At 66.7% G+C, this 14,457-nt stretch carries 14 protein-coding genes; 4 read left to right on the forward strand and 10 right to left on the reverse strand.

The features are described 5' to 3' along the window. The first annotated feature begins 111 nt into the window (after window positions 1-111). The 3 genes from ACFW0B_RS21755 to ACFW0B_RS21765 all read left to right on the forward strand — a co-directional run bounded on the left by ACFW0B_RS21755 (window position 112) and on the right by ACFW0B_RS21765 (window position 2,925). Window positions 112-1,338, forward strand: coding sequence for a TIGR03862 family flavoprotein (locus ACFW0B_RS21755; RefSeq protein ID WP_449151054.1), 1,227 nt, complete (start codon window positions 112-114; stop codon window positions 1,336-1,338). A 155-nt stretch (window positions 1,339-1,493) separates the two neighbouring features. Continuing rightward, on the forward strand, window positions 1,494-2,468 hold the full coding sequence (locus tag ACFW0B_RS21760) for a response regulator (RefSeq protein ID WP_449151082.1): 975 nt from the start codon (window positions 1,494-1,496) through the stop codon (window positions 2,466-2,468). A 4-nt stretch (window positions 2,469-2,472) separates the two neighbouring features. Next, complete coding sequence (locus tag ACFW0B_RS21765) at window positions 2,473-2,925, forward strand: PAS domain-containing protein (RefSeq protein WP_449151055.1); 453 nt, start codon at window positions 2,473-2,475, stop codon at window positions 2,923-2,925. Window positions 2,926-3,072: 147 nt separating this feature from the next. Here the strand turns inward: ACFW0B_RS21765 and ACFW0B_RS21770 are convergent, their stop codons facing one another. The 8 genes from ACFW0B_RS21770 to yedA all read right to left on the reverse strand — a co-directional run bounded on the left by ACFW0B_RS21770 (window position 3,073) and on the right by yedA (window position 12,397). After that, window positions 3,073-4,542, reverse strand: a complete 1,470-nt coding sequence (locus ACFW0B_RS21770) for an aldehyde dehydrogenase family protein (protein ID WP_449151056.1) — start codon at window positions 4,540-4,542, stop codon at window positions 3,073-3,075. A 19-nt stretch (window positions 4,543-4,561) separates the two neighbouring features. Beyond that, entirely contained in the window at window positions 4,562-5,374 is an 813-nt protein-coding gene (locus ACFW0B_RS21775) for an ABC transporter permease (RefSeq protein ID WP_449151057.1), read from the reverse strand. After that, window positions 5,374-6,285, reverse strand: coding sequence for an ABC transporter permease (locus ACFW0B_RS21780; RefSeq protein WP_449151058.1), 912 nt, complete (start codon window positions 6,283-6,285; stop codon window positions 5,374-5,376). Before ACFW0B_RS21780 ends, ACFW0B_RS21775 begins: the two co-directional genes overlap by 1 nt. A 107-nt stretch (window positions 6,286-6,392) precedes the next feature. Then, window positions 6,393-7,538 (reverse strand): ABC transporter substrate-binding protein, encoded by a 1,146-nt coding sequence (locus tag ACFW0B_RS21785; protein ID WP_449151059.1) that lies wholly within the window; start codon window positions 7,536-7,538, stop codon window positions 6,393-6,395. A gap of 57 nt (window positions 7,539-7,595) precedes the next feature. Further along, window positions 7,596-8,714 carry an ABC transporter ATP-binding protein gene (locus ACFW0B_RS21790; protein WP_449151060.1) on the reverse strand — a complete coding sequence of 373 codons (1,119 nt, stop codon included), beginning with the start codon at window positions 8,712-8,714 and terminating at the stop codon, window positions 7,596-7,598. Between the two features lie 334 nt (window positions 8,715-9,048). After that, window positions 9,049-9,873, reverse strand: coding sequence for a response regulator transcription factor (locus tag ACFW0B_RS21795; RefSeq protein ID WP_449151061.1), 825 nt, complete (start codon window positions 9,871-9,873; stop codon window positions 9,049-9,051). Between the two features lie 207 nt (window positions 9,874-10,080). After that, a complete protein-coding gene (locus tag ACFW0B_RS21800) occupies window positions 10,081-11,409 on the reverse strand; it encodes a DEAD/DEAH box helicase (RefSeq protein ID WP_449151062.1) in 1,329 nt (442 codons plus the stop codon). A gap of 61 nt (window positions 11,410-11,470) precedes the next feature. After that, window positions 11,471-12,397, reverse strand: a complete 927-nt coding sequence (gene yedA / locus ACFW0B_RS21805) for a drug/metabolite exporter YedA (protein ID WP_449151063.1) — start codon at window positions 12,395-12,397, stop codon at window positions 11,471-11,473. Between the two features lie 162 nt (window positions 12,398-12,559). On the opposite strand from yedA, the gene ACFW0B_RS21810 reads away from it, so the two are divergent. Continuing rightward, window positions 12,560-13,036, forward strand: a complete 477-nt coding sequence (locus tag ACFW0B_RS21810) for an Lrp/AsnC family transcriptional regulator (RefSeq protein WP_449151064.1) — start codon at window positions 12,560-12,562, stop codon at window positions 13,034-13,036. A 94-nt stretch (window positions 13,037-13,130) separates the two neighbouring features. Here the strand turns inward: ACFW0B_RS21810 and ACFW0B_RS21815 are convergent, their stop codons facing one another. Both ACFW0B_RS21815 and ACFW0B_RS21820 read right to left on the reverse strand, forming a co-directional pair. Beyond that, window positions 13,131-13,742 (reverse strand): 3'-5' exonuclease, encoded by a 612-nt coding sequence (locus ACFW0B_RS21815; RefSeq protein WP_449151066.1) that lies wholly within the window; start codon window positions 13,740-13,742, stop codon window positions 13,131-13,133. Between the two features lie 25 nt (window positions 13,743-13,767). Then, a complete protein-coding gene (locus tag ACFW0B_RS21820; RefSeq protein ID WP_449151067.1) occupies window positions 13,768-14,247 on the reverse strand; it encodes an NYN domain-containing protein in 480 nt (159 codons plus the stop codon). Between the last annotated feature and the right edge of the window lie 210 nt (window positions 14,248-14,457).

Consider the following 14,457-nt stretch of genomic DNA (forward strand, 5'->3'; position numbering starts at 1 on the left):
GGGGGCTATGGCCTGCTCAGCGATTGAAATCGCCCCCACAACATGCCGTGTCCAGCCAAGCGGCGTGCATTAGAATGCGCCCTCTTCCATTTTCCGCCCCGACTCATCCCCATGAACGATTCCTCCCCCTTCGTCGCCGTCATCGGCGGTGGCCCAGCTGGCCTGATGGCCGCCGAAGTCCTGGCCCAGGGCGGCGCGCGGGTGGAGTTGTTCGACGCCATGCCCTCGGTGGGGCGCAAGTTCCTGCTGGCCGGCGTGGGCGGGATGAACATCACCCACTCGGAAGCGAAGGCCCCCTTCGTCGGCCGCTACGGCGCACGCCACAAAGAGGTGGGCGCGTTGCTGGAGGATTTCGGCGCCGACCAGTTGTGCGCGTGGATTCACGCTCTCGGCATCGACACCTTCGTCGGCACTTCGGGCCGGGTCTTCCCCACCGACATGAAGGCCGCCCCGCTGCTGCGTGCCTGGCTCAAGCGCCTGCGCGAGCAGGGCGTGGCCATCCACACCCGCAGCCGCTGGCTCGGCTGGGCCGCGGACGGTGCCCTGCGCATTGCAAGGCCCGCCGGTGAAACCAGCCTCCGTGCCGACGCCTGCGTGCTCGCCCTGGGCGGCGGCAGCTGGGCGCGGCTGGGATCGGACGGCGCCTGGGTGCCGCTGCTGGAACAGCGCGGCGTGGCCATTGCACCACTGCAACCCAGCAACTGCGGTTTCGAAGTGACCGGCTGGAGCCCGTTGCTGCGCGAGAAATTCGCCGGCGCGCCGATCAAGTCGACGGCCATTCGCCTGGATGACCAGCCAGCGCGCCTGGGTGAATTCGTGCTGACCGAAAGCGGCGTGGAAGGCAGCCTGATCTACGCCCTTTCCGCCGCCATCCGCGAGCGGATCAACGCCACCGGCAGCGCCACCCTGTACCTGGACCTGCTGCCCCACCACTCTGTGGACAAGATCACCAGGGCCCTGGCGCGCCCGCGTGGTTCGCGCTCCATGGCCAAGCACCTGCACAGCCAGCTGGGCCTGGACGGTGCCCGTGCCGGCCTGTTGCGCGAGCTGTCGGCCAGGGACGACTTCCTCGACCCCGCGCGCCTGGCCGCCGTGATCAAGTCCCTGCCGCTGACGCTGGTGCGGGCGCGCCCGCTGGACGAGGCCATCAGTTCGGCCGGTGGCGTGCCCTTCGAAGCGCTGGATGAACGCCTGATGCTCAGGCAGCTGCCGGGGGTGTTCTGCGCCGGCGAGATGCTCGACTGGGAAGCGCCCACCGGCGGCTACCTGCTCACCGCCTGTTTCGCCAGCGGCCGTGTCGCCGCGCGTGGCGCGCTCGACTGGCTGTCGCGGGGCTGACGGGCGACCGCTCGGCGCCTGGAACGAAACAGCTGATCGGAAGCCGGCGGCGAGCTATCGGCTGGCACGCGGCAGCGTCTATGCTTGCCCACAGCCCAGCTTCTGCATGCGGTGCCCCCAAGGTGATTCCCCTCCTCGTCTGCGACGATTCGATGATGGCGCGCAAGCAGTTGATTCGCGCGCTGCCGCTGGACTGGCCGGTGCATATCACCCAGGCGAGCAACGGCGAAGAAGCCCTTGAGGCGATGCGCCGAGGCCAGGGCCAGGTGGTCCTGCTGGACCTGACCATGCCGGTGATGGATGGCTACCAGGTGCTCAGCCGCATCCGCGCCGAGGGCCTGAACTCACGGGTGGTGGTGATCTCCGGCGATATCCAGGCCGAAGCCCAGCGCCGCGTGCACGAGCTCGGCGCCCTGGCCTTCATCCGCAAGCCGGCCGATCCGGACGAGCTGCGGGACACCCTGATCCGCCTGGGCCTGCTGCGCCCGGCGCCGTCCACCAGCCCGCTGAACGGCATTCCGCTGCGCATCGACCCGGACCTGCGGGTGAACTTCCGCGATGCCCTGCGCGAGGTCAGCAACGTCGCCATGGGCCGCGCCGCCGCCCTGCTGGCGCGGGTGCTCGGGGTGTTCGTGCAGCTGCCAGTGCCCAACGTCAACCTCTTCGAAGTCAGCGAACTGCACATGGCCCTGGCCGACGCCCAGCGCGGGCAGCGGCTGTCGGCGGTGTGCCAGGGCTTCATCGGCGAATCCATCGCCGGCGAGGCGCTGCTGCTGTTCCACGATGCCGAGAGCGCCGAGGTGGCGCGCCTGCTCGGCTGCCGGCCCCAGGGCGAGAGCGAGGAGGCGGAAATCCAGCTGGACCTGGCGAGCATCCTGATCGGCGCGTGCCTGGCCGGCATCGCCGAGCAGATCGATGTGCGCTTCTCCCAGGGCTACCCGCAACTGCTCGGCCGGCACAGCTCCATCGAGCGGCTGTTCCAGCTCAACAACCGGCGCTGGCGCAAGACGCTGGCGGTGGAGATCAGCTACGCCATCGAAGACCACAACCTGCACTTCGACCTGCTGCTGCTCTTCACCGAAACCTCCATCGCGCGCCTGACCCAGAAGATCCACTACCTGATGGACTGACCCCATGCCGACGCAGATCGACTTCAAGGAACTCCACTGGCTGCTGGATATCGTCCAGTGTCTGGACGTCGGCGTGGTGGTCCTGGACCGCCAGTACCAGATCGAGGTGTGGAACAGCTTCATGGAGAACCATTCAGGCCTCGGCTCCGACCGGGTACAGGGCAGGAACATCTTCGAGCTGTTCCCGGAGATCGACCGCAACTGGCTGCGGCGCAAGGTGGACAGCGTGCTGCAACTCGGCACCCGCGCCTTCAGCCTGTGGGAGCAACGGCCTTACCTGATCCGCTTCGACAACTACCGGCCGATCACCGGCGAAGAGGATTTCATGTACCAGAACCTCACCGTCCTGCCCCTTGCCACCGCCAGCGGCAAGGTGGAGCGCGTGTGCCTGGTGATCAACGACATGACCGAAGTCGCGCGGTTGAAGAAGCGGTTGGCGGAAGCCGGCAGGTCATAGGTCCTGCTCCGGGGGTCCTGGAATCTTGTGGGGGCGAATTCATTCGCCAAGCAGGCCAAAGGCCTGCCCTATGGAGTCCCCTGGGGCTGCTACGCAGCCCTTAGCGAATGAATTCGCCCCCACAGGGAAAAGCGACGCCCCCTTCCGCTATTTGATGTACCACCCCCAGGGCTCCGCGCTGCGGTACTCGGTGACCTGCTTCACTTCCAGGTAATTCTCCAGGCCCCAGCGCCCCAGCTCGCGGCCGATGCCGCTCTGCTTCATGCCGCCCCAGGGCGCCTGGGTGAAGGTGGGCTGCGAGCAGTTGACCCAGACGATGCCGGCGCGCAGGCCGTTGGCCACCCGCGCGGCGCGCTCCAGGTCAGCGCTCATCACCGCGCCGGCCAGGCCGAAGCGGCTGTCGTTGGCCATGCGCAGGGCTTCGGCCTCGGTCTTGAAGCGCTTCACGCAGAGCACCGGGCCGAAGATTTCCTCACGCCAGATGCGGCTGTGCTCCGCCGGTTCGTCGAACACCGTCGGCTCGATGAAATAGCCGTGGGACAGATGTGCGGGGCGCTTGCCGCCGGTGAGCAGGGTGGCGTCCTGCCTGCCCTGCTCGATCATGCCGACCACCTTCTGGTACTGCCCGGCACTCACCAGCGGCCCCAGCAGCACGCCGCGCTCCAGGCCGGGACCGATGTTGATGCGCCGGCTCTCTTCCACCAGGCGCTCGATCAGGCGCGGGGCGATGCCTTCCTGCACCAGCAGGCGCGACGTGGCGCTGCACACCTGGCCCTGGTTCCAGAAGATGCCGAACATGATCCATTCCACGGCGGCGTCCACATCGGCGTCGTCGAACACGATGAAGGCGGATTTGCCGCCCAGTTCCAGGCTGATGTTCTTGATGTCGGCCGCCGCCGCCGACATGATCTTCGACCCCGTCGGCACGCTGCCGGTGAAGGCCAGCTTGTCCACTCCCGGATGCTGGCTGAGCGGCCCGCCCGCCTCGCTGCCCAGGCCCGTGACCACATTCAGCACGCCCGACGGCAGGCCGATGCGTTCGGCGGCGCCGGCCAGTTCCAGGGCGGACAGGGGCGTCAGTTCCGACGGCTTGAGCACGCAGGTGGCGCCCGCCGCCAGGGCCGGGGCGACCTTCCACGCGGCCATCAGCAGCGGGTAGTTCCAGGGGATGATCTGCCCCGCCACGCCCACCGGCTCATAGCGGATGCGGCAGCTGAAGCGCTCGTCCGGCAGCGCCAGCGGCTCGTCCTGGCGCTCGTCCAGCTCCCGCGCCAGTTCGGCGTAGTAGCGGAAGCAGCCGATGGCGTCGGCGATGTCCCACTGCGCCTCCGGCAACGGCTTGCCGTTGTCGCGCACCTCCAGCACAGCCAAGGCGTCCTGGCGGACTTCCAGTTCGCTGGCCAGGGCCTCCAGCCAGCTGGCGCGTTCGGCCCCGCTGCTCTGTCCCCAGCCACGGTTGAAGGCCTGGCGGGCGGCATGCACGGCATGGTCGATGTCTTCCTCGGTGGCCGCCGGTACGCGCTGGATCAGGTCGCCGCTGCTGGGGTCCAGCACCTCGAAGTAACCGCCCAGGTCGGGGCGGACCCATTGCCCGTTGATGTAAAGCTGGTCACGCATGGCTCTGCTCCATGGGCGCTCAGGCGCCGCTGCGGCGGTTCTGCAGGTAGCGGGAAGTGAACAAGAGCGCCAGGGAGACGCAGATGATCACCGTGGAAATGGCGTTGATCTCCGGGGTGATGCCCCGGCGGATCGACGAGAAGATGTAGATCGGCAAGGTGGTTTCCGAGCCGGCGACGAAGAAGGCGATGATGAAATCGTCGAAGCTGAAGGTGAACGCCAGCAGGAAGCCGGCGAGGATGGCCGGGGCGATCTGCGGCAGGGTCACCCGGCGGAAGGTTTCCAGCGGCGGCGCATAGAGGTCGGCGGAGGCTTCCAGCAGGGCCTTGTCGAGGGCTTCGACGCGGGTGCGGACGATCACCATCACCAGCGCCATGGTGAACAGCGAGTGCGCGGCGATCACTGTGAACAAGCCCATGCGCAGGCGCGGCAGGCCGGCCCCCAGGAGCAGGTCGAGTAGCGGGTTGACCACTTCGAACAGGCTGATGAAGGCGATCAGCGTGGCGATGCCGATGACGATGCCGGGAATGATGATCGCGCAGTAGGTCATGGCGTCGAAGAACAGCCGCACCCGCTTGCCCACCCGCTGCAGGCCGAACACCGCGAGGGTGCCGAAGAGCGTGGCGAGCACCGCCGAGCAGAAGGCGATCAGCGCGCTGGTGCCCAGCGCCTCGATGATGAACGGATTGCCGAAGGCACGGCCGAACCATTGCACCGAGCAGCATTCGAAGGACAGCCCGCTGCGCCCGGCATTGAACGAAAACAGCACGATCAGCGCGATCGGCGCGTAGAGGAACAGGTAGAGCGAGGTGGAATAGCTGCGCAGCCACATCAGAGCATCCCCTCCGTGCCGCGCTTGCCGTAGCGCGCCACCAGCTTCAGGTAGAGGGCGATGATCAGCAGCATCATCGCCACCAGGGTCATGGCCACCGCGCTGCCGAACGGCCAGTTGCGCGATTGCAGGAACAGGTCCACCAGGGCGTTGCCGACGAAGAACACCTTGCCGCCGCCGAGGATGGCCGGGATCAGGAACTCGCCCATGAGCAGGATGAACACCAGCATGCTGCCGGTGATGACGCCGGGTGCGGAGAGCGGCAGGGTCACCCGGCGGAAGGTCTCGAAGGCACCGGCACCGAGGTCCGACGAGGCCTCCAGCAGGCGCTTGTCGAGTTTTTCCAGGCTGACGTAGATGGGGAACACCATCAGCGGCAGGTAGCCGTAGACGATGCCGATCAGCACCGCCGTCGGCGTATTGATCAACCGCACGCCGTCCAGGCCCACCATCGCCAGCAGCGCCGGGATGCCCTTGCCGCCGAGGATGAAGATCCAGGCATAGGTGCGGATCAGGAAGCTGGTCCAGAACGGCACGATCACCAGGGTCAGCAGCAGCGAGCGGCTGCGCTGCACTTTCACCGCGAGGAAATAGGCCAGCGGGTAGGCGGCCAGCAGGCATACCAGGGTACCCAGCGGCGCCAACGCCAGGGTGTTGTAGAAGGCCTTGGCCCGCGAACCGAGGTTCAGGTAGTTGTCCAGGGTCAGGGCGGCGCTGTAGCCACCTACGGGGCTGCGCTCGCCCAGGCTGAAGACCAGGATGATCACCAGCGGCAGCAGGAGCAGCAGCAGGAACCACAGGGTGGACGGCAACAGCAGGAGCAGCGTGACACGCCGGCCGAGGCTGCGGCTTTCGGCCGGCGCGGCCTGGCCGGCATCGGCCAGCGCGGGGGCGCTGAGGGCGACGTTCATGGAGGATTCCCTACGGTTCATGGAAGCGGCTTTTGTAGGAGCGAGCTTGCTCGCGAATCTGCGAACCTGCCTTCGCGAGCAAGCTCGCTCCTACAGGACGGCGGCGATCAGGCCGCCTTGAAGCGCGCCATCAACTCCGCCCGCGCCGGACTGGTGAGGGTGGCGGCGGCGCCGAACTCCAGGGCACTGAGCAGGTCGGCAGCCGGGTACATGATCGGGTCATCGAGCATGGACTTGGGCAGCAGCGCATCCACGCGCTTGTCGCCGGTCGGGTAGCCGTGGGCTTCCACCTCCAGCTTGTTCACCTGCGGGTCGAGCAGGAAATTGATGAAGGCGTAGGCGGCGTCACGCCGCTCGGCGCCCTTGGGAATGGCGAAAAAGTCGCTCCACAGCTCGCCGCCCTCGCGGCCCAGCACGTAAGTCATCTGCGGCAGGTCGCGGTGCAGCTGCGAGGCGTCGCCGGTCCAGCACATGGACATCCATGCATCGCCGTTGCGCAGGGACGGCTGGTAGTCGGAGTTGATGGCGAACAGGTGCGGCTTGACCTCCAGCAGCAGCTTCTCGGCATCGGCCAGTTCCTTCGGATCGAGGGAGTTGAAGCTGTAGCCGAAGGCCTTCAGCGCATTGCCGATCACTGTCAACTGATAGTCGTGGACCATCACCCGGCCGTCGGCCTCGCCCTTGGCGAGCTCCCAGAATTCCTTCCAGGTGGTGGGCCGGGCCTTGATCTTCTCGCTGTCGTAGACGAAGCCGGTGGTGCCCCAGTTCTTCGGCACGGCGTAGGTCTTGCCGTTGATCACGCCCTGCTCCATGAAACGCTTCTCGTAGGAGGCGGGATCGAAGTTCGGCAGGCGGGACAGGTCCAGCGGCTCGATCAGCCCCAGCTCGGCGTAGGTGCTGATGGTGTAGTTGGTGGGCACGAAGACGTCCCAGCCGCTGCCGCCGGCCTGCAGCTTGGCGAGCATCTCTTCGTTGGAGCCGAAGACGTTCATCTGCACCTGGGCGCCGGTCAGTTCGGCGAAGGCGGCGAAGTTCTCGGCGTTGTGGTAGTTCGGCCAGGTGGCCAGGACCACGCGGTCGCCGAGGGAGCCCTTCTCCGCGGCGAACGCGCGGTTGCTGGTGAGCAGGCCCGGCATGTTCGCCGCCATGACCGCCATGGCGACGCCGAGGCCGGTGCGGCCGAGGAACTCGCGACGGCTGATGGAGCCGTTCTGCCAACTGCGCAGCTGCTTGATGAAGTCTTTCCGATCCATTGTTGCCACCTGCCTTTCGAGGGTTGGTTGTTCTGGTCCTTCGCCTACTGCGTCTTGCTACAGCGCCATCGCCAGGCCGCTGGCCTGATCCCAGCCGATGCGTACCGGCGAGCCGTGCTCGAACGCCGAACGTTCGTGCTGGCCATGGCGTGGTACGCGCACGCAGACGATGCCGAACGGCTCGGTGCGCACACGGTATTCGGTGAGGTTGCCGAGGTAGATGCGATCCACCACCTGGCCGGGCAGGCTGATCTCGCGGGGCAGCGCCTCCGTCCCCGCGCCGATGGCGATCAGTTCCGGGCGCACCGCGATGCAGCCCGGCTCGGACGCCTTGAGGGCCGGGCCGGTGGGCGTCTGCGGGCTGGCCAGTTGCAGGCCGTGGGTGGTGTCCAGCAGCACGCGGCCATCCTCGATGCGCCGCACGGTGCCGTCGAACAGGTTGGATTCGCCGATGAAGTCGGCCACGTAGCGGCTCGCCGGGGTTTCGTAGAGCTGTTCGGGGCTGGCGCTCTGCAGGATCCGGCCGTCCTGCATGACGCTGATGCTGTCGCTCATCGACAGCGCCTCTTCCTGGTCGTGAGTGACCAGCACGAAGGTGATGCCCACCTCGCGCTGCAGGCGCAGCAGTTCGGACTGCATCTCCTTGCGCAGCTTGCGGTCGAGCGCCGCCAGGGGTTCGTCAAGCAGCAGCACCGTGGGCTTGTTCACCAGGGCGCGGGCCAGGGCCACCCGCTGTTGCTGGCCGCCGGAAAGCTCATGGGGCTTGCGCTGGCCAAAGCCGGACAGGCGCACCATCTCCAGCGCCTCGTCAGCCATGCGGCGCTGCTGGGCGCGGTCCGGACGCGGCTGGTGGTAGCGCAGGCCATAGGCGATGTTTTCCGCCACCGTGAGGTGCGGGAACAGTGCATAACTCTGGAACACCATGTTCACCGGCCGCTGGTGCGCCGGCACCCCGGCCACCGAACGCCCGGCCAGCAGCACCTCGCCTTCGCTGGGCTGCTCGAAGCCGGCGATCATCCGCAGGGTGGTGGTCTTGCCGCAGCCGGAGCTGCCGAGAAAGGAATGGAAGGTGCCGCGCCGCACCTTGAAGTTCAGGCCGTTGACCGCCGTCACCGTGCCATAGCGCTTGACCACATGGCGGAACTCGATATCGAAGAACTCGCTTGCATCGCTCACGGCCGGCCCCTTTTTTCAGGTGTTCTTGGCTGGTGGCAACAGGCTAGCGACAGCGGTTTTCGGCTGTATATATCCCTCGGGGGATAGACGCGCACTCCACAGAAACTGTGGAACATGGTGTGGATAAGTTATGGATGGGGGGCTGGAGGTCCCGTCCGGCGGGGATTTGCGAACGATGGTCAGATTTTGAGCAGACGCTCGCCCTGCCCACAATTTCTGTGCAAATCATTGTGGATAAGTCGTGGGCACCCGCGCCGGAGGCCGATGGCAGCTGATCCGGCTTGTGCTGGATGGTTATTGAACAGCGCCCTTAAAATCGCCAATAGCGATAAAGCTAGACCGCCTTGGGCAGCGCTTCGGGTTCGTCGCGCTGGCCGGCCAGTTCACGCACGAACAGCCCGAGAAGCTCCGACTGGCTACCGATGCCCAGCTTGGCGTAGATGTTCTTGCGATGGATCTTCACCGTACCGGGGCTGATGGCCAGGTGTTCGGCCACCGAGGCGCTGGAGTGGCCGCGCAGGAGCATCTGCACCACTTCCTGCTCCCGCGCGGTCAGCACGTGGGCGCCGAACTGGTCGAAGGCCTCGCGGATCTTGTAGTCCAGGTCCTGCGCCGGGCGCGGCGCGTGGGCACGGGCCAGGTCCCAGGCCTCGTTGACCACCTGCTCGACCACCGGTTGGGCACAGTCCAGCAGTTGCATCTCGTCCCGGCTGTAGGCCGGGCTGCAGGCGCTGCGCATCAGCGAGAGCACCGCCTTGGCGCCGTCGGCCAGGTCGACGAAGAAGGCGATCTCCTCGGTCAGGCCGGTCTGCTGGTAGTAGGTGACGTAGTACTCGCCCAGGTAGAAGTGGTCCGGCGCGAACTGGCGCAGGCGCCAGAGGCCGGGGGCCTGGTTGCGCGTGCAGGCGAGGTAGAAAGGGTCCAGCAGATAGGGGCCGACCTGGTAGTCCTCGACATACACATGGCGCTTGTCGGGTGGGAAGGTATCGAACAGAGCCAGCGGGCGGTGATTGCCTTCATAGACGAAGAGCACGTAGTGGTCGACATGGCAAATCTGCTGCAACCACTGGCTGAGGGCGAGCAGACGGGGGCGCCCGGCGGGTTGGGCAAGCAGGTGGGCAACACCGGCGGTCCAGTGTTTGAGTTCCTTGTGGCGCATGGGGAATTGCCTGAGGTTGGGCTGCGCTTCAATCACTATAGGCGTTCAGCATTTCCCACAGAAATGCAGGAAGTGCGCCAACACCCTGCAAGCCCAGCCGCCCGCTCTGGCACGGGCGTACCGGTTCGCCGCCCAGCCCCAATCCGGGTCCCGTTGCCCCATCAGGCGTCACCCATCACCACAATGCGGTGACGCCCGGGCCGGGAATCAGCCCTTCTTCGCCTTGCCGAATCCCGGCGCCTTGCGCACCGCCCTGACCTTGGGTTTTTCGCTGTCGATCCAGCGCCCCAGCGCCGCGCCCTTGCCTGCCTTGCCGGCGACGGCCTGGGGCTCTTTCGGTTTCTTGGGCTTCTTCGGCTTTTTGATCACCTGGCCGCTGGCATCGGTCATGGGCACCCGGTGATCGGGGATGAAATCCGGCTCTTCGCGGCGCTGGAGGGTCTGGCGGATCAGCACTTCGATGGCTGCCAGCAGTTGCACCTCGTCGGCACACACCAGGGATACCGCCTCACCGCTGGCGCCGGCGCGGCCGGTACGGCCGATGCGGTGCACATAGTCTTCGGCGACGATGGGCAGGTCGAAGTTGACCACCAGAGGCAGGTCGTCGATATCCAGGCCACGGGCCGCCACGTCGGTGGCGACGAGGATCTGCACTTCCCCCGCCTTGAAACGCTGCAGGGCGCGCAGGCGCGAGGGCTGCGGCTTGTCGCCGTGGATCGAGTCGGCGCTGATGCCCCGGGCCTGGAGTTCATCCACCAGCTGGTCGACACCCTTGCGGGTCTTGGCGAAGACCAGCACCTGGCCCCAGCCGCGATCCTCCAGCAGGTGCAGGAACAACTCGGCCTTGCGCTTCTTGTCCACCGGGATCAGCCACTGGCGCACGCTCTTGGCGGCGGCGTTGCGCGGGCTGACCTCGATGGACAACGGGTCGCGCAAGAGTTCGCCGGCCATCTGGCGGATGGCGTCGGAGAAGGTGGCGGAAAACAGCAGGGTCTGGCGGCGTTTCGGCAGCGCGGCGAAGAGCTCGTCCAGCTCACGGGCGAAACCGAGGTCGAGCATGCGGTCGGCCTCGTCCAGCACCAGCGCCTGGAGCTGGTTGAACTTCACGGCGTTCTGCCGATAGAGGTCGAGCAGCCGGCCGGGGGTAGCGACGAGGATGTCGATGCCCTTGCGCAGCCGCATCATCTGCGGGTTGATGCTGACGCCGCCGTAGACCGCGTAGTTGCGCAGCGGCAGGTACTGGCCGTAGACGCGGAAGCTTTCGTTGACCTGCTCGGCCAGTTCGCGGGTGGGCACCAGCACCAGGGCGCGTACCGAGTTGCTGGCCACCTGCGGGCCTTCCTGGGTGAGTTTCTGCAGCAGCGGCAGGGCGAAGCCGGCGGTCTTGCCGGTGCCGGTCTGGGCCGCGGCCATCAGGTCGCGGCCCTTGAGGACGGCGGGAATCGACTCGGCCTGTACCGGCGATGGGGTCTGGTAGCCGAGCGCCTCGGTGGCGCGCAGCAGGGGTTCGATCAGGCCGAGGGAAGCGAAGGTCATCGGGGCAGCCATAGTGTGCGGAAAAGGCGCAATTCTAGCAGGCCGCCCATCACCACCGGGATCAACTGGTCTGCTGTTGCAGCGCTTTGTCCGCCGGCGCCTTTTCTTCCTTGCGCTCGCGCCATTGCGGCAGGCCGATCAGCACCACGGCACCGATGATCACCAGCATCGCCAGACCCTCTTCAAGGCCGATGCTTTCGCCGGCGAAGGCAATCCCCAGCAGCACCGCCACCACCGGGTTGACGTAGGCGTAGCTGGTGGCCGCCGCCGGACGCACGTTCTTCAGCAGGTAGAGGTAGGAACTGAAGGCGATGATCGAGCCGAACAGGATCAGGTAGGCCAGCGCGCCCCAACCGGCCAGCGTGGGGGCGGCGACCATACGCTCGCCGCTCAGCAGGCTGCCGGCCAGCAGGGCGACACCGCCGGCGAGCATTTCCACTGCGCTGGCCATGGGGCCGGCGGGAAGCTTGAGGTTCTTGCTCCACATCGAGCCGAAGGACCAGGCTGCCGCGGCAAAGATGATCAGCACGGCCCCCAGCGGACTGGCCTGGAGGTTGGAGCCGAGGTTGAGCAGGCCGATGCCGATCAGCCCGAGCAGGATGCCCGCCCATTCCAGGCGCGTGGTGCGCTGGCCCCAGATCAGCCCGAACAGCAGGGCGAACAGCGGCACGGTGGCCACCGCCAGGGCGGCGACGCCGGAGGCCACGCCGAGGTCTTCGGCCAGGGTCACCCCGCCGTTGCCGCAGCTCAGCAGCAGGAAGCCGATGGCGGCGGCGGACTTCCACTCCTGCCTGGTCGGGTTGGGCACCCCGCGCCAGCGCAGGAAGCCGTACATCAGGGCGCCGGCCACCACGAAGCGGACCCCGGCCATCAACAGGGGCGGCCAGGATTCGACACCGATGCGAATCGCCAGGTAGGTGGAACCCCAGATCAGGTAAAGAGCGATGAAAGCCCCTATGAGCAGGAGCGGAACGCGGCGCGCAGGCATGATCGGAACTCGACACAGGCAGGAATGAAGTGTCTATTCTATGAAAGGCACCTACGGTGAAATAAGACAGAAAGCCTGCTTGATCACCGCTCAGGCTTTGCAATTCATCGAACTGAGCGGCCTAAACCTTCGATTCGAAGAAAGCCACTTTCGGAGGCACCTGTGGACAAGTACGACCGCCTGCTGCTGTTGGCCCTGATCGAGAACGGCCGCGCTTCTTTCGCCGACCTGGCACGCCGGGTCAACCTGTCACCGCCGGCGGTGGCCGACCGCGTGGCCAAGCTGGAAGCCGCCGGGATCATCACCGGCTACCACGCCGGCGTGGACCTGGCGAAGCTGGGCCTGCCCATCGAATGCGTGATCGAACTGCGCATCACCGACCGCGACTACAAGCGCACCCAGGAAGCCCTGGAGGAAATCCCGCAACTGACGCTCTGCCACCGGGTCACCGGCGATGCCTGCCTGCTGATCAAGGCGGCCGTGGCATCGATGCCGGAGCTGCAGGACCTGATCGACCGGATCGGCCAGTTCGGCGCCACCAAGACCTCGCTCATCCTCTCCACGCCCTTCGAACAGCGTGTTCCCGCCGTGCTGCAGGAACGCGGCAAGGTGGAGCCCCTGCGCACGGTCAAAGCCTGATCTGCGCCCGTAGGTTGGTCCGAGCCCGGCGAGGCCCAACGATTCCGGCTCGACTCCGCTGTCGGGCTTCGCTCCGACCAGCCTACGAGGACGTTCAGGCTTCCCGATGCCGCCTGAGCGCTTCGGGGACCTTGGCCGCAGGCAGCTTCTGCAGGCTGCACAACAGCTGGTGGGAAACCTCCGCGATGCCGTGCCTGTCCCGCAGGCGGCCGGCGATGTGCAGAGTGAGGTTGGCGGCCATCTCGGCGTCGGCCAGGGCGCGGTGGGCCTTGCCGGTATCCGGCAAGCGCGCCCAGGCGTTGAGGGTGCCGAGCTTGTGGTTGGGTGCTTCGGGCAGCAGGCGCCGGGCCAGCAGCAGGGAACAGGCGAAGGCCTGGCGGCGCTTCCGGCCGATGCGGCCGAGTTCGTAGTCCCAGAACTTCTGGTCGAACGAGGCATTGTGCGCCAGCAGCGGCAGGTCGCCGATGAAGTCGGCCGCCTCGCCCATCACCTGCTCCACGGGCGGCGCCTCGCGCAGCATGGCGGTAGTGATGCCGGTCAGGCCCTGGATGAAGGCGGGTACCGCAACACCGGCATTCATCAGGCTCTGGTAGCGGTCGACGATGCGCCCGCCCTCCAGGATGACGATGCCGATCTCGGTGGCGCGACAGTTGTTGCCCGGCGTAATGCCGGTGGTCTCGAAGTCGATGACGGCGATGGGGTCCACGGAATTGTCCAGATGGGGGCGGGTTTCAGTTGCGCAGCAGCAGCGGGCTTTCGATGGGCTGGTAGCGGCTGGCGGCGCGGATCAGCGATTGCGCGGTCAGGCCGGGCACGCCGTAGACCAGGGTTTCCACGCCGTGGGCCTTGGCCACCCGTTCCAGCAGCAGGTCGAAGTCGCCATCTCCGGAGGCGAGCACGATGAGGTCCACGCGCGGCGCGGCGTCCAGTACGTCGATGGTGATGCCGACGTCCCAGTCGCCCTTGGCCGAGCCGTCGCTGCGCTGGATGAAGGGCTTGAGTTTCACGTTGAAGCCGAGGTTGCGCAGGATCTGCTGGAACTGTTGCTGGCGCGGATCGCCGCGATCGATGGCGTAGGCGTTGGCTTCGACGATATCGCCCTCGGCGCTGACGCTCTGCCAGAACGCGCCATAGTGGAAATGGCAGCCGTAGGTATGACGCACCGTGTAGTAGAGGTTCTGCACGTCGGCGAATACTGCGATTTTCTTCAACGCGGTTCCTCGTGACTGGCTGGGGCGACCGGCTGGCGGCGACTGTATAAGGGTAGATGGCGGCCAGTATGCCAGCCTCCGGGAATGGAAGGTGGATCGAACCCTGCAGAATGCTCCCGGCGCCCTGCCGGCACCCTCCCAGCCGTGTGGGGGAGGTGCTGCGCGAAGCCGGGCTGGACGACCTCTGCCGCCCCTTAACGACTATCATGG

It is taken from the genome of Metapseudomonas phytobenefica (assembly GCF_043392685.1).
Classification (GTDB): domain Bacteria; phylum Pseudomonadota; class Gammaproteobacteria; order Pseudomonadales; family Pseudomonadaceae; genus Metapseudomonas.